Raw genomic sequence first — 19169 nt, forward strand, 5'->3', positions numbered from 1 at the left:
TCGCCAGGCCCAGGAACAGGCCTGGGCGTCCCCTGGTTTCAAGGGCTGGGGCTGGACTTGAACACACCGCTGAGGACAAACGCATAACGCTCCGGGCGGATAAAGAAGGTGGTCCGATCACAGCAGCGGCCGTCGGCAAAATACGAGGTGCGTTCCATCACCAGCAGCGCCGCGCCGCGTTTGACATTCAGGGTATTGGCCAGGTGTCTGTCGGCCTCCTGGGCGCGAATAGCCATATCGGCGCGGGTGACCGGGGAGCCGGTGATTGACTCCAGGATCGCGTAGATCGGACGGTTCTCGACCGCGCTCCAGACCACGTCCGCCAGTGCGGCCGGCAGATGGCTGCGGCCCAGGGCAATGGGTTCGTCGTCGACAAAGTGCAGGCGCTCCAGCAACAGGCAGTAATCGGCCTCTGCAAACAGAATGCGCAGCGCCTCGGGAACCGGCTGCAACTGATAATCGAGGACGCGCATGCTCGGCTCGAGACCTTGCAACAACAGCGCCTCATGAAAGCTGCGCAGGGCATCGAGACCATGGCGGACCTGCTTGGCGGCGACAAAGGTACCTTTGCCTTGCTTGCGTTCCACCACGCCATCATCGCTGAGCTTGCCCACGGCCAGGCGAACGGTCACGCGGCTGACCGCAAAGCGCTGACCCAACTCGGCCTCCGAGGGCAGCTTGCCGCTGGGCTCATAGGCGCCGCGCTGAATCTCCTCCAGCAACTGGTGGGCGATCTGTTCGTAGAGCGAGGTGCTGCTGTCACGAAGAATGGGCGTGGACACTGCGGGGTTCCGTGATCGAAGAAGCGTCGTGCTCAGGGTGCGGCCTTCACTTCTAAGGTTATAAAAATAGGTTATTGGGACGACTTGTATTAATACGTATTATGTCAGGTATTCCCATTGTAGACGACCTGATGATACTTGCCATGCCAGAAACCATCCTTCGTACGCCACCGCCGGCCGATGCATTGAGCGTCGAGCACATCAGCTTCAGCTACGCCAATGGGCAACGGGTGTTTTCCTCGTTCAGCCTGAGCGCGGCCCCCGGCGAATTTGTTGCGATCCTCGGGCCGTCCGGCTGTGGCAAGACCACCTTGCTGAACCTGTTGTCGGGTTTCGTCCAACCGCAGGCGGGGCAGATCCGCCTGAACCAGGCCACGGTGAGTCCCGAGCGTTCGGAGTTGGGTTATGTGTTCCAGGCGCCGCAGTTGTTTCCCTGGCTGACAGCCCTGGAGAACGTGCGTTTCGGCTTGCGCATGGCCGCCGATGTCAGCGAGTCGCAGCAGCGTGAGCAAGCCATGCAGTACCTGCGCCTGGTCGGCCTGGAGCAGGCCGCGCAGCGCTTGCCGCATCAGCTTTCCGGTGGGATGCAGCAGCGTGTCTCGTTGGCTCGCACCCTGGCACTGGAGCCGGAGGTATTGCTGATGGACGAGCCGTTCGCCGCGTTGGACGCCATCAGCCGCAACCACATGAATGAAGAAACCCTGCGCATCTGGGCCGAGCTGGGCCAGACCGTCTTGTTCATTACCCATGATATCGACGAGGCGGTGTTCCTCGCCGACCGGGTGATTGTCCTCAATATCGCGCCGGGCGGTATTCACAGTGAACTGAAGATCCAGCTGCCACGCCCGCGCTCCAATCTGAAAACCCGCCGCTTGCCGGCGTTCCTCGATTACCGCAATGAGCTGATGGAGCGTATTTCCCAGGTCATGGCGTTGTCCGAGGCCCGCGTTTGTTCTCCCTCTCTCTCCCTTGAAGCCGAGTCGATCCAATGATCAAACCTACGCTGCTTGCTCTTTTATTGTCGATTGTCGCGGTGGCCGGCAGTTCATTGGCAGTCGCCGGGGAAGCCAAGCCGCTGCGGGTGGGATATGTCTTTGCCATGGCCAATGCCCCGGCGTTGATCGCGGACAAGGAGGGCTATTACCAAGAAGAAGGCCTGAACGTAGACCTCAGGGCACTGGGGGATGGTCCGGTGATTCAGCAGGCGCTGGCCGCTGGTGAACTGGATGTGGCCTATGTCGGCACGCCGCCGGTGTACCAGTGGTTTTCCCGTGGATTGCAGAGCCGGATCCTGGCCAAGGTCAATTACGGCCAGGCGGCGGTGATTGTCGACAGCAAAAGCCCGATCAACTCATTGGCCGAGCTCAAGGGCAAAAAACTCGCCGGGGTCAAGAAGGGCAGTGGCATGGACGTGCTGCTGCGCGGTTATGTGCTCAAGGAGAAGGCTGGGCTCAACCCGGACCATGACCTCGACATTATCGACATGCCCCCGGGCAATATGAACGCCGCCCTGGAGCGCGGCATCGTCGATGCGGCGTTTTCCTGGGAACCCTTTGTCAGCCAATCCTTGCTGCGTGGTTCGAGCCGGGTCCTGTTCGATGTCAACCAGGCCTTGCCCCAGTACCCCTGGTATGTGGTGATCGCGTTGCCGCAAACCTTGCAGGAACGCCCGGATGACGTGGTGAAACTGTTGCGCGCGCATCGCAAGGCCATCGCCTTTCTCAACGAGCATCCCGATGAGTCGAATCGGATCATCGCCGAGGCGTTCAAGCTCGAAGCGGTGCAAGGGCCCGATGGCAAGACCATCGCCCCACAAACCATTGTCGCCCAGGCCCGCACCCGACTGGGTTGGTCGGCTGACCTGGAGGTCGCGGACATCCAGTTTATCCAGCGCCTGATGAACTATTCCCATGACCTGGGCTTTATCGACAGCACGCTCAAGACCGAGCAGATCGTCGACACCACCTACCTGGAAAAAGCTTCGCGCTGAGTCTGCCCATGTCCTTGCCAAAACCGAATTGGGGATGGGCGTCGTTGCCATTCCTGCTGTTGATCTGGGTCGCCCTGGCCAGTCGTTTTCCCACCTACATCCTGCCGCAGCCTTGGGATGTCGCCCGCGAGGCGTTGCGCTGGCTGGACGACGGTTCGCTCTGGCAGCACCTGCGAGCCAGCGTCCTGGAGGAGCTCGGCGGGTTCTGCGCGGCGGTCATCGTCGCCATGCTGCTGGGCGCGGCGGGCGGATTGTCCTCGCGTTTTCGCGACTTCATCGCGCCGCTCAACAGCCTGTTCATGGCCATCCCACCGATCGCCTGGGCGCCGTTGATCATGATCATCTTCGGCCTGGGCTATGTGTCCATCGTGCTGGTGATCTTCATTGCCGCGGTGTTCCCCATGGCGGTGACGATCCAGGAGGGCGTGCAGGGTATTCGCGGCGGGGAAGTGCGCGCGGCCCGCACGCTGGGCGCCAGTCCCTGGCAGTTGCTGGCCCATGTCTACCTGCCGGCGTCGCTGCCGTTCGTCACGGCGGCCCTGCGCATCGGTTTCAGCCAGGGGTGGCGGGCGCTGGTGGCGGCGGAAATGATCGGCGCCTCCCAGGGCATTGGCTGGATGGTCTCCACCGGGGGCCAGATCGGCAACAGCAGCCAGGTGCTGCTGGGCATTGCCCTGATCGGGCTGATCGCCTGGCTGATGGAGAGTTTCGTGTTCCGGCGCATCGAGCGTCATTACCAGCAATGGCGCGAGCAATAAGTCGCCGGTGCCCCCCTTCAAACCTTCAATGATCCTGTACGAGGTGTCATGTGAGTAACCTGTTCGATCCCCGCGAAGCCGGGCATTACATAGCCCCGCAAGGTCTGTACGAACGCAACAAACAACGGCCGTTCCTGGGGGCGATCAGCTGTGATCGCCAGATCCTGGTGGCCGGCCAATGGGACGAAATCACCTTGGTCTACGAGGTCGGCGGCAGCGGGCTGGCGGACGGTGCCTGGTTGAAGCTGGCGTTCAAGTTCTACTCCGACTGGGCCTTGTTCCAAACCTCGAACCCGGCGGGTCCCAACTACGTCAGTGCCGAGTATCAGGCCGGGGAGTTGGTGCCCGGGCAGAGCCAGGCCACTGTGCAGCACCTGAAGGTGCGTTTCGACCAGAAGGGCCATGAGCGGCCCTTCCAGAAAGCGCTGATCATCGACATCGTCGACGGCTACCTCAATCCTGGTGACCGCATCGTCATCCGTCTCGGCGACCGGCGCCAGGGTGGCGCGGGCACGCGGGTGCAGAGCTTTGTCGAGAAGGACTTCCGCTTCCGCCTGTTCATCGATCCGCTGGGCAGCTCGAAGTTTGCCGAGGTCCCCGGTGATGTGTTGTTGGATATCGTCCCGGGGCCGGCGCAAAGCGTTCAATTGATCGTGCCGCGGTTGGTCAGCGCCGGCGAGGCGTTCGACGTCCTGCTGCGGGTCGACGATGCCTGGGGCAATACCTGCCGCCAGTTGCCGCTCGAGGGCCTGCTGAGCCTGACCGGTCCGCAAGGCGAACAGCGGCAGCAGCCGTTCCGCCTGGCAGCCGAAGGTTGGGCGATTGCCCGGCTTGAGGGTGTGAAGTTCGGCGCGGTGGGCGAGTGGCAATTGGCGGCCGAGGTGCAGGGGCCGTTTGTGCGCGGGGCCCGGGCCTTTGTCACGGTCGATCCGGCCGGTAGCGCATTGCGCCCGCTCTATGCGGACCTGCATGTGCACTCCGACGACACCGTGGGCACCAACGACACCTTGTACAACCTCAGTTATGGTCGTGATGTTGCAGGGCTCGACGTGCTCGGTTATACCGCCAACGATTTCAATATCACCGAGCAACGCTGGGACCAGGCGGTCAAGCTGATTCACCAACTCAACGAGCCGGGTCGATTTGTCTGCTATCCCGGCACCGAGTGGTGCGGCAACTCCTGTGCCGGCGGTGATCGCAACGTGGTGTTCCTGCACGATCGCAAGCCGGAGTTTCCTTTTGACAACCAGGGCCGCCTGGTACGGTCCTTCGAATGGAACGAATTCACCGCCGGGACCATCAAGCCCGGGGCTTGGCCAGTGGACGAGTTGTATGCTGCCTATGCCAAGGACCCTGAAGGCCATCTGATGATGCCGCATGTGGGCGGGCGTCGTTGCAACCTGGACTGGCATCACCCGGAGCTGGAGCGTCTGATTGAAGTGGGGTCGGCGTGGGGGCAGTTCCATTGGGTCTATGCCGAGGCCCTGCAACGTGGCTATCGGGTCGGGGCCGCGGCCAACAGCGACGAGCATCAGGGCCGTTGTGGCGGCGGCGTGCCGGCCACGGCGGTGTTCGGATCGCGCGGCGGGCTGACCGGCGTGGTCGCCGAGCGTTTTGACCGTGCCAGTGTCGGCAAGGCATTGCGTGCCCGTCGGACCTTCGCCACCACCGGTGAGCGCGCGTTCGCCAGTCTGCGCCAGGGTGCGCACTTTATGGGTGAAGTGTTCACTGCACGGGCCGATGCGACGCTGGATTATCGTTTGCTGGGGGAGGCGGGCTGGGAGCAGGTCGAACTGTTTGACGGCGAACGGCGGGTCTGGTCGCGCAACCTGCATGAGGAACTGGGCTTCTCCGGTCACGGCATTCGCCTGCGCCTGGGTGGTGCACGGATCAAGGACCGTTATCGCGGTGCCTACTGGACCGGCGAGATCCGCGTAACCGGTGCGGTGATCAAGGGCTTCCGGGCATTGGGTCTCGACCATCCCGAGCAGACCGTATGGCGCAAGGACGCGACGACACTGGCGTTTCGCACCGATACCAATGGCGATACCGACAGCATCGAAATCGACCTGTCGCAACTGGCTGGCGCGACCTTGCAGATTCAAAGCCGTATCGACAACTACATCAAGGTCGGCGACCCGTCCGAGCCGCAACCTTATGTGCACGCCCCGACACTGCTGATGGAGTTGCCCGGTGAGCAGTTGCTGGCGCGAGGGCAGGTAATCGAGGAACTGCCGGGGGCGGAGTTGAAGGTGTCCCTGGAGCGGACAACCGATGCGTTGTTACCGCGTGAGGTGCAGGGGACGATCGAATTGGCGGCGTTGCAGTTGGCGGCGGGGCGTGAGCATCCGTTGTTCATTTGTGCTCGGCAGCGGGATCAGTCGAGGGTTTGGACTTCGGCGTTGTTTTTGACGGTGTAGGAGCCCGTCTGGACGCGGAGGGCGCCAACTCGCGGCGTTCGATCCTGCTGATCTGTATCTATTCAACCTCGCGGCGGCTTGATACGGTCTGTGGCTCTTTTCGGCGAGGAATAACTCCATGGATCTTACGGCTATCCCCTTCGGTACGACGGATTGGTCGACTATCGAGCCTGTCGCCCATCCGGGCCAGACGGGGACCGCCTATTGGCGGACCTGTCAGTTTGGCAGTGCTCGTGTGCGGATGGTCGAGTACAGCCCCGGATACCTGGCCGACCACTGGTGCTGGAGAGGGCATATCCTGTTGTGCCTGGAGGGCCAGTTGGACACCGAACTGGAAGATGGTCGCCGGTTTACCCTGTCCGCGGGGATGAGCTATCAGGTCGGCAATAATAACGAGGGGCATCGTTCGTCCACTGCGTGCGGAGCGAAATTGTTTATTGTGGATTGAGCTCTGCAACCTGTAACGTCCCATCAGAAACGTATATTTCCTTGAGCTTTTGCCCGTCGCGTAATACGAATAAGGCAACCATTCCGCGTTCCTGAGCCAAGCGTGGACCTGCCTTTTCGCCCAGTACCATCAGCGCCGTGGCCCAGGCGTCGGCGAGCAGGCCGGTTGGCGCCACTACGGTGACGGATGCGAGGGTATTGCACAACGGTGCGCCGGTCGCCGGGTCCATGGTGTGGGCATAGGAGCGACCGGCTAAATCGACCCATTGTCGATAGTCCCCGGAGGTTGCAATGGCGGCGTCGCTGAGATCCATCACCCCCATCACTTCACGTACGCCCCGGTTGGGCTTTTCCAGGGCCACGGCCCAGGCGCTGCCGTCGGGTTTGAGACCACGAGCGCGCATGTCGCCGTCGATACCCACCAGGTACCGGGTGATGCCAAAATCTTCCAGGCTACGGGCCAGTTCATCGACGCCGAAACCCTTGGCGATGCCGTTCAAATCAAGGTTCAGCGGCGCGCGCTTGCACACCTGATTGCGTCGTGAATCGACCACCAGGGCCGCGCTCGCCGATCGACGGGCTGGCGACGGGCTGGTCGCGGACGGCTGTAGCATGACCGTCGGTTCGCCGGGGCCGAATCCCCAGGCGTGTACCAGGTCACCGACAGCGATGTCGAAGGCTCCGTTGGATTGCTGGCTGATACTCAGCGCCGCGGACAACACCTCGATCATTTCTCTGGGTACCGGCACCCATTCCTGTTCGGGGGCGGCGTTGAGGCGATTGAGATCGGAGTCGGCCTTCCAGGTTGACATCTGCTGATCGACTCGGCCGACGGCGTGCGCCAGGTCCCGGCCGATGGCATCGACATCGATCCCGGTATCGGCGTAGAACAAGGCCGTGTAGCGGGTGCCCATGGTTTCGCCATTCAGGCTGTAGCGTTGCAGCTCAGTAGACATCTTCACGGTAGCGTCCTTGTGTCTTCAGGGTCAGCACACTGAGCTCTAGAGGCGCGAGTACTTCATCCAGCGCCTGCATCACGCCCTTGGCCATTTCGCGACTGCCACACACCAATACCTGCGCGCCTTTCTCAATCAACCGGCGTAGGGCCAGTGCATCGTTGATCAGCCTGTCCTGTACATAGCTGCGGTCCTGGGCCTGGGAAAAGGCTGCGCGTAACGCCGTCAGACGCCGGTCCGCCAGGTAGCGCTTGAGCTCCGGTTCGTAGAGAAAGTCCGAGGCCGGGTGGCGTCCGCCCCAATACAGGTGCATCGGGTGCCGGTCCTTGTTGTTACGGATAAAACCGGCCAAGGGACCGATACCGGTACCGGCGCCGATCAGAATCACCGGCTGGTTGCCCGCCGCCGGGCGAAATTGTGGGTTGGGCTGGATAAAGGCATCGATCTGCGCGCCCATTTCCAGGTCATGCAGAAACGCCGAGCACACGCCGTCTTCGTGTTTACGCACGCAGATCTCCAGCACTCCGTCCTCCGAACGACTGGCCAGCGAGTAGAAACGTGGCACTGCGCTGCCCGGGGGCAGGACTCCGACCAGGTCGCCGGCCTGGAAGCTCGGTAGCTCGCCGGCGGCCTTGAAGCGCAGCACCTGGGTCGGCGCATTCACCTGTTCACCGTAGACGGTGCGTTCGGTCAACAGCAGTGGTTGGGTGCGCGGACGTTCGGGGGCATGGACCAGTGTCAGGTCATGTCCCAGTTTCTCACCCAAGGCATGGCCCCAGCGGGCGAACTCCTGGGAGGATTGGCGGTTGATGGTTTCAAGTTCCAGCAACGCCGTGCCACCGGCTTGCAGCATTGCGTCCTGGACTTGATGGGCGAACTGGCAGAAGCGGGCAAACTGTCGATCGCCAAAGCCCAGCACGGAAAACGGCAGGCCGGGTTTGACGCCCGTCTCACCGAGTCGCGTCAGGAACCGCGCCGCCGAGGCCGGCGCATCGCCGTCGCCGTGGGTCGCGGTGAGAATGAACAGGCGCTCGGCGCCGTGGTATTCGCCAGTCCATTCATTCATCGAGGTGCTGTGTACCCGATGACCGGCCTGGTGCAAGGTTTCATGCAGGGACTTGGCAAAACCCCAGGTGCTGTTGTTTTCGCTGCCGACCAGAATCACACAGTCGGCCGATTGCGCATCGCTGTTGTGGCCCAGCTGCGGCCCGCTCTTGCGGCGGCGCCACCACAGCAGGATGCCGGTCACGCTCATCAACGGGACGCACAGGGCGCAAGCGCCGAGCGGCAGGCCGAGCCACCAGAGGCCTTCAGCGGTATGCAACTGGTACATCCATTCGTAAGCGTTGTGCATCGCGTCGTGGGCCTGATAGGACAGCCAGGCGCCGTTGGCCGGGTCCACGTAACCGTCGCCCTGGGCCGTGCGCAGGGTAAATACGTCCCGCGGGTTGTCGGGGCTTGGGTAAACCAGCTCGCGCAGATCGTTCAGGTCGGTGCTCCGCAAGGCTTGCAGGCTCGCTATCGGTAAGGCTGGGGCGGCGCTGACCTGACTGGGGAAGGGCGGTTCATCCTGGCTACCGTCGGCGACCAGCCCCAGGGTCGTGGCGGACATGTACAGCCCGCTCAATGCCGACAGCAGCAGGCCGAGCAAAGCCAGGCGCCCGATTTCCGAGTGCCAGCGCTGGCTGAAGGTTCCCCGCAGCGGACGTAGCAAATTGCGCCAGCCACCCAGGCGCCGCGCCAGCAATAGCGCGCCAGACACCGACAGTATCAGGATGAACAGCGCGCCGACGGCGGATACGGCGTGGCCGGGTACGCCGAGGAACAGCGAGCGATGCAGGTCTTTCACCCAGCGCGTGAAGGACGACGGCGCATAGGGCGCCAGGCCCAGGCCGGTCAATGGGTCGACGATGTCCATCGCGGCTTGGCCGTTCTGGTTGTGGTAGACGATCACCGTTCCGGACGTGGTGCGGCGGATCTGCTCCACGCCAGGGAAATGCTCGGCGACGCGCCCGACCAATTGCCCGACATTGACTTGCCCGGTGGCGCTCGGAGCGCTATGCAGGCGCTCCAGGGCCGGGTCAATCGACAGCAGTGCGCCGCTGATGGCCAGGAGCATAACCAGCAGGGCGGCCACCAGGCCGGGCAGTGAGTGGAACTGGCGAAGCATGTTCAGCCTCCAGAAACGGCAGGTATTACAGGTCGTAGGTAAATGACTTTACGTAGGTGCTACCGGTGGTTGGCCTGCCCGCCCCGTTGGCGGTCAGGGGCACGCTGACGTCGGCGCGGCCTTCGCGTTGGTTCTCCACGGCGCTGTCGACGCGAATCTGAAACCCGGCATCGATCAAAGTGTCCGCCAACTCAACGCTGACTTTGAGGGTGTCGCCGCTGCCGACGCTGGCACCGCTGATCCCATCAAATTCAGCGGGTTTTTGGCCGCTGCCACGGGCCCAGTCGCTCAGGTGCCGGTAATACTTGGCCTTCCGGCCGGCGACCCAGAGCGTTTTCTGGTACTGGCCATTGCCGTCGGTGAGGTAGATCGCCAGATAGGCCTCGCTACCGCCGTAGTCCTTGAGCAGGGTGGTCAGGGTCACTTCACGGGCCTGTGCCAACTCCGGCAGGGCAAGGGCGCCGACGAGGCAGGTTGCAGCAATGAGGGTCTTCATGACGGTATCCTGTTTGAGCGGTGTGGCCAGAGTCTGGAGCTGCCGGCTGACAGCAACCTGAAGCTTTGGAAATAGCTGCCGGAGGCGGCGTCTGTGGCATACCCTAGAGCGCATTCCTGACAACCACCTGAATCTTCAGGTTCACGTCAGCAAAGGCAGCTAAGGTGTGCCACGACAACCATCACGAGAGGTGCCGCATGCGGGTTTTGCTGGTCGAGGACGCAGTAGGGCTGGGGGATGCGGTGCGCGAGCAGATCGCCGATGACGGCCACGCCGTGGATTGGGTGCAGTGCCTGGACCATGCCCGCAGTAGCGTGCGCACCACGCCTTACGACTTGATCCTGCTCGACCTGATGCTGCCGGACGGTCGCGGGCTGGACTTTTTGCGTCAGCAGCGCTCGGCGGGGGATGTGACCCCGGTGATCATCCTGACCGCCCAGGATCAGATATCCGAGCGCATCGCCGGCCTGAATGCGGGGGCCGACGATTATCTGGTCAAGCCCTTCGATCTGTTTGAACTCTCGGCCCGGGTGGCCGCAGTGGCCCGACGCTATAGCGGTAATCCCAACCCGCACATCAGGCTTGGCGAGCTGCAGGTCGATATGAGCGCCCGCACGGTCCTGCGCGATGGTCTGATCGTCGACCTCACGGCCCGCGAGTGGGCGCTGTTCGAGGCGTTTGTCCAACGTCCCACCGCACTGCTGTCCAAGTCACAGCTTGAGGAGCGGTTGTATGCCTTTGGCGCCGAAATCGAGAGCAATACCATCGAGGTCTATATCAGCCGTCTGCGCAAAAAACTCGGCCGTGAAATGATTGAAACCGTGCGCGGCATGGGCTACCGGTTGATGTCCGAATGAAACCTTCCGCAAGTCTGCAGAAACGCCTGGGCGTGGGTCTGACCCTGGGCATGACCTTGCTTTGGCTGGGGGGGACCGTCGGCGCCTGGCTGGTGGTGCAACATGAGCTGAACGAGGCGTTCGACAGCGCGCTGGAAGAAACCGCGCAACGCATCCTGCCGCTGGCGGTGCTGGAAATCGGTAGCCGTGAACGGGGGCCGGAGGCACAGCACGTGCCTACCCTGAGAATGCACAAGGAATATCTGGCTTACCGGGTGCGCGATGCCGCTGGCGAAATCCTCATGCAGTCCCATGACGCCAGTCCGAAGATCTTCAGCAAACCGCCGAGCGAAGGCTTTTCCACGACGCGTCAGTACCGCCTGTACGGCGCCAGTGCGCGGCATGGAGAGGTATTCATCGAGATCGCCGAGCCCCTGAGCCATCGTCGTGAAGCCGCGCGTGAAGCACTGGTTGCCTTGTTGCTGCCGTTGCTGGCGCTGATTCCCATCAGTCTGCTGGGCACCTGGCTGTTGGTGCGGATCAGCCTGCGCAGCGTATTGGCCTATCGCCGGGCTGTCGAGGTTCGTGGTGTCGGTGATCTTTCGCCGATCAAGGTGGCCCGCCTGCCGGCTGAAATCGATCCGCTGGCCGAGGCGGTCAATCACCTGCTGGAGCGCTTGCGCAAGGCGTTGGAGACCGAGCGCAGCTTCACCGCCAACAGCGCCCATGAATTGCGTACGCCCCTGGCCGCGACCCTGGCGCAGATCCAGCGACTGCGCCACGAGGCCCCCGAGGGCCCGTTGCGCGTGCGTGCGACAAAGATCGAAAGCTCCCTGCGGGAGTTGGCCCGGCTCTCGGAAAAGCTTATGCAACTGGCCAAGGCCGAAGGCGGCGGGCTGTTGTCCGAAACGCCTCAGGACCTGATTCCCTTGCTGGCCCATGTGGTCGATGAGTGGAAGCACAGCAGTGGTCGGCGGATCGGCTTGCAACTCCCGACCCAGGCCAGTGTTTTTGCGGCCATCGATCCGGACGCCTTCGGCATCCTGTTGCGTAACCTGATCGAGAATGCGTTGAAATACGGCGCGGCGGATCAGCCGGTCGAGGTCAGTCTCACCACCCAGGGTCTGTTGCGGGTGGTCAACGGCGGGGCTGCGGTGCCGGAGCCGGTGTTGCGGCATCTGACCGAGCGCTTTGTAAGGGGCAGCAGCGAGACCAGCGGTTCGGGGCTGGGCCTGGCGATTGCCAAGAGCATCGTCCATGGGGTCAAGGCAAGCATGACGTTAGCCTCACCCGCGCCGGGCAGGACCGATGGTTTCGAAGTCGCCATCCAGTTTCAGCTCGCGCCGACCCTGTCCGCTTGAGCGTTGCCGACTGACGAAAGCGAGTCGAGGTTGGAGCGGGCAGCCAGTCAGTTCTGGGCACGCAAGATCTCTTCATCGCCGTGGAGCTTGGACGGTGACCGCACCTTGATACGACTCGGAAACCGGTTATTACACCGTGCGCGCGGCGTTGGCGAAGTCCCTGTCGGATGGTTCGGTACTCAAGTTGATCGCTGCCATTGCCGAGCGATTCAGCATCCATGTGGGCGAGAAAGCCGCCGCGCAAGCCATACCGGCGATCGGCGCGGTGGGCGGTGCGTTGATCAACCTGGCTTTTATCAATCATTTCCAGGACATGGCGCGCGGGCACTTCATTGTCCGGAAGCTGGAAAGGCGCTACGGCCAGGAGGTGGTCCGGCAGCTCTGCCAGTCCCTTCCCATACGGGGATCACAGAGCTATCGCGTGACCCTTTGAGGCGGGCGCGCCTGCTCGGCAATCACCCGATTGCCGATTACCCGCGCATATCCCGCGGGCTGACCCCCAAGCGCTGCCTGAAGGCCGTGGCCATGTGCGCCTGGGAAGCAAAACCGCAGGCCTGGGCGATGTCCGCCAAGCGCTCCGCCGAGCCGCGCAACAGGCACCGGGCCCGGGCGAGGCGTCGATCGATCAGGTAACTGTGCGGGCTCTTGCCCGTTGCGTCCTTGAACGCACGTATGAAGTAGCCTTCGGATAAACCCAGTGTCTGCGCCATCGCCTGCACGCTCAGCGGCCCGTCGAGCTTGGCGTCAATGAACTCGTCGAGCAGGCGCAGCCGGTGGTTGGTCATCGAACCACGGGACAGCTCCGGCAGCACAGGGTCTCCCGCCGCCCGTTGGGCCAAGGCCAGTGCCCAGGTCTCCCAGTCGTCTTCCACCGAGGCCCGCAACAGCGCGCTGCGCATTCGCTGCGCCAGGGCAATCGCCTGCCGATCAATCCGGTTGTTAAAAGCATGCTCTCCCGCCAGTGCTGTACCGTCGGTGCGGATGATCCGCAGGTATTCGCCGCCCTCGGGCGATTCAGAAAACACGTCGCACCCAGGCGGTATGAATGCCAGGCCGTTGGGCGTGGCCGTGAAGGGGCGCACCCGGTCGCTGCCAATCGCGTGCAGGCCTCGCTGGCTGTCGAAGGCAAAGCCAATGGCGGCCTGGGTCGCTATGTAGCGGGTTGCGTAGCGGGCGCCGGGCAGCAGCTCGATCGCCCACGGCCCGGCCTCGGCACGACGGACCGGTTCGTGTAGGGACGGGGGCGGCAAGTTGTTTCGACGATTCATGGGCACCATCTTACTGAAGGACAACCCTGAAGGTCAGGTCAGTTTTCTGAAAGCCGATGGGCTGTGCTCCTGCCTAGACTGGGCAAAACCTCAGAGAGAACAACCATGCACGGACTGACCCGCGACGACATCGAAAACGCTGCCCGCCAGGTATACCAGGTGATGCCCGCCACCGCCCAATACGCCTGGCCCTTGCTGGCCGAGCGCATGGGCTGCACGGTCTGGGTCAAGCACGAAAACCACACCCCCACCGGTGCTTTCAAGGTGCGCGGCGGCATTACCTTCATGCACTGGCTCAAGCGTACCCACCCGAACACGCAAGGCGTTGTCACCGCTACCCGTGGTAACCACGGTCAGAGCATCGCCCTGGCGGCCCGGGCGCTGGGCTTGAGGGCGCTGATCGTGGTGCCGCGGGGCAATTCCGTGGAGAAGAACAACGCCATGCGCGGTTTTGGTGGCGAGGTCGTCGAGTTTGGCCAGGATTTCGACGAAGCCCGTGAGGAGGCCGCGCGCCTGGCTGAGACGCAAGGCCTCTATCTGGTGCCGCCGTACCATGCCGAATTGATCAAGGGTGTCGCCACCTACTCGCTGGAGTTGTTCAAGGCGGTACCGGATCTGGACACCGTCTACGTGCCCATAGGTTGTGGCTCGGGGATTTGCGGGATTATCGCCGCCCGTGATGCGCTGGGCCTGAAGACCCAGGTGGTCGGTGTGGTATCGACCGAAGCTGACGCCGCGAAGCGATCCTTCGAAGCCGGGAAAATACTGGAAACCGCCTCGGCGAATACCCTGGCCGACGGTATGGCCGTGCGCAAGCCGATCCCCGAAGCCTTTGCGGTGTATGCGGCCGGGGCGGCGAGGATCGTAGCGGTCTCGGACGCGCAGGTTGCCGAGGCCATGCGCGTGTATTACAGCGACACCCACAACCTGGCTGAAGGGGCGGGAGCGGCGGCACTGGCGGCGCTTATGCAGGAGCGTGAGGCCATGGCCGGGAAGAGGGTGGGGGTCATCCTGACCGGTGGGAATGTCGACAGGCCGGTGTATGCGAAGGTGATTGCGTGATCCGCTAATCAGGCAGTCGGGGTCGATTGCTGTCGGGCGCTTCCTGAGGCACGGTCGACCCTCGATGGACAACGCCGAATACGCTCGTTTCGACGTCGCAGCGCCTCCATGGCCAGCAGTAGCGACAAGGCACTGAGCACCATGATGGTTGCCGCGGCAGCGATGGTCGGGTTGAGATTTTCCTTGATGCCCGCAAACATCTGCATCGGCAGGGTGCGTTGCGCAGGGCTGGCCAGGAACAGGGTCACGACCACTTCGTCGAAGGAGGTGGCGAAGGCAAACAGCGCGCCGCTCAGCACGCCCGGTGCAATCAGGGGCAAGGTCACCCGCTTGAATCCATACCAGGGTGTCGCACCCAGGCTGGCGGCGGCCCGGGTGAAGTTGCGGTCATAGCCCTCGAGTGTCGCGTTGACGGTGATCACCACAAACGGTACGCCGAGTACGGCATGGGCGATGATCAGGCCCAGGTAGCTGTTGATCAAACCCCACTGGGCGAAAAAGAAGTACAACCCGACCGCCACGATCACCACGGGCACCACCATGGGTGAAATCATGATCGCCATGATCAGCGCCTTGCCACGAAACTCTCCCCGCGACAACCCGACCGAAGCCAGGGTACCCAACACGGTGGCGAGCAAGGTCGCGGCGGGCGCAATTTTCAAGCTGTTGAGCAGCGCCAGCATCCAGTCCCCGGAATTGAAGAACTCGCGATACCAGCGCAGGGAGAGGCCGCTCAACGGATAGCTGAGAAACGAGCCTTCATTGAAGGACAGCGGAACGATGACCAGGATCGGGATGATCAGGAACATCAGCAACGCCAGGCTGTAGGTGTCCAGAAGCGGGCGCAGCAGACGGATTTCGAACGGTTCGACGTGCTTCATTGCAGGCTCCTCAGGCAGTTCGATTGGCGGGACGCGAGACCTTCGCGTACACCCAGTACAGCAACAACACGACGATCAGCAGTTGAGTGCCCAGCGCGGTGGCCATGCCCCAATTGATGGTGGTGTTGGTGTAGTACGCGACGAAGTAGCTGATCATTTGATCGCCGGGGCCGCCCAGCAACGCCGGGGTGATGTAGTAACCGATGGCCATGATGAACACCAACAGCGCACCGGCCGTCACGCCGGCATACGTCTGCGGCAGGTACACCCGCCAAAACGCTGTGAACGGATGAGCACCCAGGGAAATCGCGGCGCGCTCAAAGCGTGGGTCGAGGCCCTTCATGACCGCGTACAGTGGCAGGATGAGAAACGGCAACAGAATGTGGGTCATTGAAATCAGCACACCGGTGCGGTTGAACACCAACTGCAGCGGTTTCTCCAGGACGCCCAGGTCGATCAACGTGTTGTTGATCAGCCCCCCCGATTGCAGCAGGACGATCCAACTGGCTGTGCGCACGATCAGCGAGGTCCAGAACGGCAGCAGCACCAGGATCAACAGCAGGTTCGCGCGCCGTGCCGGTTGCCGTGACAGCCAATAGGCCAGCGGATAACCCAGCAGCACACAGAACACGGTCACCAACGCGGCGATCAACAGCGAGCGTTTGAGTACATCGACATACAGCGCCTTATCCGGGGCGACAGCGCTGATGTGACCGGCCTCCTTCCTAAGGTCGAACGCCGCCAGCCAATAGAAGTCGGTGTATGGCTGGCCCAGGTGCTTGAGGGTGAACCAGGTCTTGAGATCGGCCAGCGCCGGCACGCCGTTGAGCAACGTTTCACGCACGGGTTTGCCGTTGGCCGGCAGCCGGGTCAGAACGGCATTCGACAGGCTGCTCAAGTGGGCGCTTTCGTAGCCCAGCCGGCGGTTGAAGGCGAACAACTGACCGTTGCTGCGGGCGCTACGCAAATCTTCACCCAGGGCGCTGAAAGCCGCCTCGCCAGGCAGGGCCTGGCCGTCCCAGGTTTTCAACTGAGCCAAGGTCTTTGGCAGGGTGTCGGCGACTTCCGGGTTTTCCACGCTCTTGCTCAGCAGTGAGCCGATGGGGGTCAGAAACCCCAGCACCAGCAACGCCAGCAGGGGAAGAATCAACAGCACCGAACGCCGAGTGTAGGTACGTTTCGTGGCCTGTAATTGCCGTTGTAGTCGTTGCGTCTGAGCCGCTGGCGGCGCTGGCTCGAGGGCAAATGCTTCGGACATGGAGGTCTCCTTTCATCAACCGGACCCGGGTGTGCGGGCGGCGAGCGCCGACACGACCCGGGCAGTCTGTGCGGGCGTTCGATCAGCGCGCCGCCCAGGCGTTGAAACGTTGTTCCAGTTCTTCGCCGTGGTCGATCCAGAAGTTGGTGTCCACTTGCAGGGCGTTCTCCAGGTTGGCCGGGGCCGTTGGCAGTTGTTCCCGGGTCTTGGCGTCGATCAACGGCAGGGTGTCTTTGTTGGTCGGGCCGTAAGGGATATTTTCCGCGAAGACTTTCTGATGTTGCGGCAGGTTGGCGAAGGTAATGAACTGCTCGCCGAGGGCCTTGTGCGGCGAGCCTTTGACGATGGCCCAACTGTCGATGTCATACAGGCTCTGATTCCACACCATCTTGAAGTCATGGCCTTCGTTCTGTGCCGCCGAGACCCGTCCGTTGTAGGCCGAGGTCATGACCACATCGCCCGCCACCAGCCATTGCAGGGGTTGGGCCCCGGCTTCCCACCACTGGATATCGGCTTTGATCAGGTCGAGTTTTTTGAAGGCACGGTCAACGCCTTCGGGGGTACCCAGCACCTGGTACAGCTCGGCGGGCTTCACACCGTCGGCCAGCAGGGCGACTTCGAGGGTGAACTTGGCGCTTTTGCGCAGACCGCGCTTGCCGGGGTAGGTCTTGGTGTCCCAGAACGCCTCCCAACCTTTAGGCGCCGTTTTGAGCTTGGCGCTGTTGTAGGTCAGGTTGGTCGACCAGAGAAAAATCCCGGCGCCACATTCGGTGGCGGCGCCGTTGACGAATTTTCCGGCCTCGCCCAGTTTGCTCCAGTCCAGCGGTTCAAACAGGCCTTCGGCACAGCCACGGATCAGATCGGGGCTCTCGACCTCGACCACATCCCAGCTCACCTGGCGGGTTTGCACCATGGCGCGGACCTTGGCCATTTCGCCGTTGTATTCACCGGCCTGCACCGTGCCTTTGCCGGTGGCGGCGAAGGGCTGGTAGAAGGCTTTGTCCTGGGCGTCCTTGTTGAGACCGCCAAACGACACGACGGTCAGTGATTCGGCATTTACCTGGCCGCCGAAAGCAGCCAGAACAGTCAGTGCAGCAAAACGCTTGAGCATGGCAAGTCACCTGAAGTCATCGATAGGGAGGAGGGTTACGCGGACATGGCACTGAGTGCCGAGGCATCGGCGCTGTGCCAACAGACGGGAAGGCTATGGCCCTCGCGCCAGTGGGGTTGCATCTGGGCGATCGGCACCTTGACGTTGAAGTCATGGTTGCCGGCGACATTCAGGCGTATGCGGACGTGGTCGCCCAGATAAATACACTCTTCTATACGTCCGGCCAGACGGCTGTCATAACGGGCGTCGCCGTCGAGGATCACGCGTTCGGAGCGAATCGACAGGGAAGTTTTGCTGCCACTGACCAGGCCGGGGGTAGCTCGGGCAAATAGAGGTTCGCCCTGATCGAGTTGAACCTGGCAGCGATCTGCACTGAACGAGCCCAATACGCCAGGCAGGACGTTGGTGTCGCCCATGAACCTGGCGACAAAGGTATTGGCCGGGCGCTCATAGAGCGCTTGCGGTGTGTCAACCTGCTGGATGACGCCGTCGTTGAAAATCGCCACGCGGTCGGACAAGGTCAGGGCTTCTGCCTGATCGTGGGTGACGAACACCACGGTGAGGCCGAGGTCACGGTGCAGGTGGCGTATTTCAAGTTGCATCTGTTCGCGCAGCTGTTTATCCAAGGCTCCCAGTGGCTCGTCCATCAGCACCAGTTTCGGTTCGAAAATCAGTGCTCGGGCCAGTGCGATTCGCTGTTGCTGGCCGCCGGACAGTTGGCTGGGGTAGCGCTTGGCGAGATTGCCCAGACGCACCATCTCCAGGGCTTTCTTGACCCGGGTTTCTATTTCATGGCGCTGCATGCGCCGCACCTGCAATGGAAACGCCATGTTTTCGGCGACGCTCATGTGCGGGAACAGTGCGTAGTTTTGGAACACCATGCCAATGCCACGGCGATGGGCGGGGACACTCTCGATAGCCTTGCCTTCGAGAAAGATCTGGCCTTGGGTCGGGGTTTCGAAACCTGCCAGCATCATCAGGCTGGTGGTCTTACCGGAGCCGGAAGGGCCGAGGAGGGTCAGGAATTCGCCCCGGGCGACATCCAGGTCCAGTCGTTTAACCACGGTCTTCAGTCCGTCGTAACTTTTTTCCACCCCTTTGAAGCGGACGAAGGCGCTTGCATTGTTACCGGTCATCTCAAACCCTCCACATTCGTTGTCATTATAAAAACATGATGCATCATGTTTTGTTTTAAGCAGAATCTGTGCCATGGAGCCTGGCTCGCCGGATCTAGGGGTATCGGGGTGAAAGCCCCCGTCCGGCGCACCAGCGGTGTGCCTGGACGCGCGAATCGATGACGAATTGCCCCGGATGAGGGACCAGGCATGGGCGCCGAAGCGGGTTTAGCCAGACCGGCGCCGGCAATGCGTGAC

The 19169-nt window shown here is 62.4% G+C and carries 18 protein-coding genes; 9 read left to right on the forward strand and 9 right to left on the reverse strand.

Features of this window, described 5'->3' with window-relative positions; all coding sequences use genetic code 11:
• Window positions 1-38: 38 nt before the first annotated feature.
• Window positions 39-782 (reverse strand): GntR family transcriptional regulator, encoded by a 744-nt coding sequence (locus tag AC07VG_RS12995; RefSeq protein WP_495002120.1) that lies wholly within the window; start codon window positions 780-782, stop codon window positions 39-41.
• A gap of 143 nt (window positions 783-925) precedes the next feature.
• Here AC07VG_RS12995 and AC07VG_RS13000 point away from each other — a divergent pair, with 143 nt between their 5' ends.
• The 5 genes from AC07VG_RS13000 (at window position 926) to AC07VG_RS13020 (ending at window position 6398) form a co-directional block, all read left to right on the forward strand.
• Window positions 926-1774, forward strand: a complete 849-nt coding sequence (locus tag AC07VG_RS13000) for an ABC transporter ATP-binding protein (protein WP_495021297.1) — start codon at window positions 926-928, stop codon at window positions 1772-1774.
• Window positions 1771-2772 carry an ABC transporter substrate-binding protein gene (locus AC07VG_RS13005; RefSeq protein ID WP_495021298.1) on the forward strand — a complete coding sequence of 334 codons (1002 nt, stop codon included), beginning with the start codon at window positions 1771-1773 and terminating at the stop codon, window positions 2770-2772. Before AC07VG_RS13000 ends, AC07VG_RS13005 begins: the two co-directional genes overlap by 4 nt.
• Window positions 2773-2780: 8 nt before the next feature.
• Complete coding sequence (locus AC07VG_RS13010; RefSeq protein WP_495021299.1) at window positions 2781-3530, forward strand: ABC transporter permease; 750 nt, start codon at window positions 2781-2783, stop codon at window positions 3528-3530.
• Between the two features lie 50 nt (window positions 3531-3580).
• Complete coding sequence (locus AC07VG_RS13015) at window positions 3581-5950, forward strand: CehA/McbA family metallohydrolase domain-containing protein (RefSeq protein WP_495021300.1); 2370 nt, start codon at window positions 3581-3583, stop codon at window positions 5948-5950.
• Between the two features lie 118 nt (window positions 5951-6068).
• A complete protein-coding gene (locus tag AC07VG_RS13020; RefSeq protein ID WP_495002125.1) occupies window positions 6069-6398 on the forward strand; it encodes a DHCW motif cupin fold protein in 330 nt (109 codons plus the stop codon).
• On the opposite strand, the gene AC07VG_RS13025 is transcribed toward AC07VG_RS13020, so the two are convergent.
• The 3 genes from AC07VG_RS13025 to AC07VG_RS13035 are packed head-to-tail and all read right to left on the reverse strand — an operon-like array spanning window position 6385 to window position 10019.
• A complete protein-coding gene (locus AC07VG_RS13025; RefSeq protein WP_495002232.1) occupies window positions 6385-7353 on the reverse strand; it encodes an FAD:protein FMN transferase in 969 nt (322 codons plus the stop codon). The two genes, AC07VG_RS13020 and AC07VG_RS13025, sit on opposite strands and share 14 nt — an antisense overlap.
• Window positions 7343-9523, reverse strand: coding sequence for a PepSY domain-containing protein (locus AC07VG_RS13030; protein ID WP_495021301.1), 2181 nt, complete (start codon window positions 9521-9523; stop codon window positions 7343-7345). Before AC07VG_RS13030 ends, AC07VG_RS13025 begins: the two co-directional genes overlap by 11 nt.
• A gap of 25 nt (window positions 9524-9548) precedes the next feature.
• Window positions 9549-10019 carry a DUF2271 domain-containing protein gene (locus tag AC07VG_RS13035; RefSeq protein ID WP_495021302.1) on the reverse strand — a complete coding sequence of 157 codons (471 nt, stop codon included), beginning with the start codon at window positions 10017-10019 and terminating at the stop codon, window positions 9549-9551.
• 197 nt (window positions 10020-10216) lie between these two features.
• Here AC07VG_RS13035 and AC07VG_RS13040 point away from each other — a divergent pair, with 197 nt between their 5' ends.
• The 3 genes from AC07VG_RS13040 to AC07VG_RS13050 all read left to right on the forward strand — a co-directional run bounded on the left by AC07VG_RS13040 (window position 10217) and on the right by AC07VG_RS13050 (window position 12649).
• Window positions 10217-10876 (forward strand): response regulator transcription factor, encoded by a 660-nt coding sequence (locus tag AC07VG_RS13040; protein ID WP_495002128.1) that lies wholly within the window; start codon window positions 10217-10219, stop codon window positions 10874-10876.
• Window positions 10873-12216, forward strand: a complete 1344-nt coding sequence (locus AC07VG_RS13045) for an ATP-binding protein (RefSeq protein ID WP_495002129.1) — start codon at window positions 10873-10875, stop codon at window positions 12214-12216. The genes AC07VG_RS13040 and AC07VG_RS13045 overlap by 4 nt, the downstream gene beginning before the upstream one ends.
• 136 nt (window positions 12217-12352) lie before the next feature.
• Window positions 12353-12649 carry an EcsC family protein gene (locus AC07VG_RS13050; RefSeq protein WP_495002130.1) on the forward strand — a complete coding sequence of 99 codons (297 nt, stop codon included), beginning with the start codon at window positions 12353-12355 and terminating at the stop codon, window positions 12647-12649.
• Window positions 12650-12686: 37 nt separating this feature from the next.
• Here AC07VG_RS13050 and AC07VG_RS13055 read toward each other — a convergent pair whose 3' ends face one another.
• Window positions 12687-13484 carry an AraC family transcriptional regulator gene (locus tag AC07VG_RS13055; protein WP_495002131.1) on the reverse strand — a complete coding sequence of 266 codons (798 nt, stop codon included), beginning with the start codon at window positions 13482-13484 and terminating at the stop codon, window positions 12687-12689.
• Between the two features lie 105 nt (window positions 13485-13589).
• Between AC07VG_RS13055 and AC07VG_RS13060 the strand changes: the two genes are divergently transcribed.
• Window positions 13590-14546: a threonine dehydratase gene (locus AC07VG_RS13060; RefSeq protein WP_495002132.1), complete on the forward strand. Its 957-nt coding sequence runs from the start codon at window positions 13590-13592 to the stop codon at window positions 14544-14546.
• A gap of 8 nt (window positions 14547-14554) precedes the next feature.
• On the opposite strand, the gene AC07VG_RS13065 is transcribed toward AC07VG_RS13060, so the two are convergent.
• The 4 genes from AC07VG_RS13065 to AC07VG_RS13080 form a co-directional block, all read right to left on the reverse strand.
• Window positions 14555-15427, reverse strand: coding sequence for an ABC transporter permease (locus AC07VG_RS13065; protein WP_495021303.1), 873 nt, complete (start codon window positions 15425-15427; stop codon window positions 14555-14557).
• Window positions 15428-15437: 10 nt separating this feature from the next.
• Window positions 15438-16685: an ABC transporter permease gene (locus tag AC07VG_RS13070; protein ID WP_495021304.1), complete on the reverse strand. Its 1248-nt coding sequence runs from the start codon at window positions 16683-16685 to the stop codon at window positions 15438-15440.
• 82 nt (window positions 16686-16767) lie between these two features.
• Window positions 16768-17796, reverse strand: coding sequence for an ABC transporter substrate-binding protein (locus AC07VG_RS13075; RefSeq protein ID WP_495021305.1), 1029 nt, complete (start codon window positions 17794-17796; stop codon window positions 16768-16770).
• Window positions 17797-17831: 35 nt separating this feature from the next.
• Window positions 17832-18932 carry an ABC transporter ATP-binding protein gene (locus AC07VG_RS13080; protein WP_495021306.1) on the reverse strand — a complete coding sequence of 367 codons (1101 nt, stop codon included), beginning with the start codon at window positions 18930-18932 and terminating at the stop codon, window positions 17832-17834.
• Window positions 18933-19169: the final 237 nt, after the last annotated feature.

The organism is Pseudomonas sp. GW821-FHT03C07, assembly GCF_059420925.1.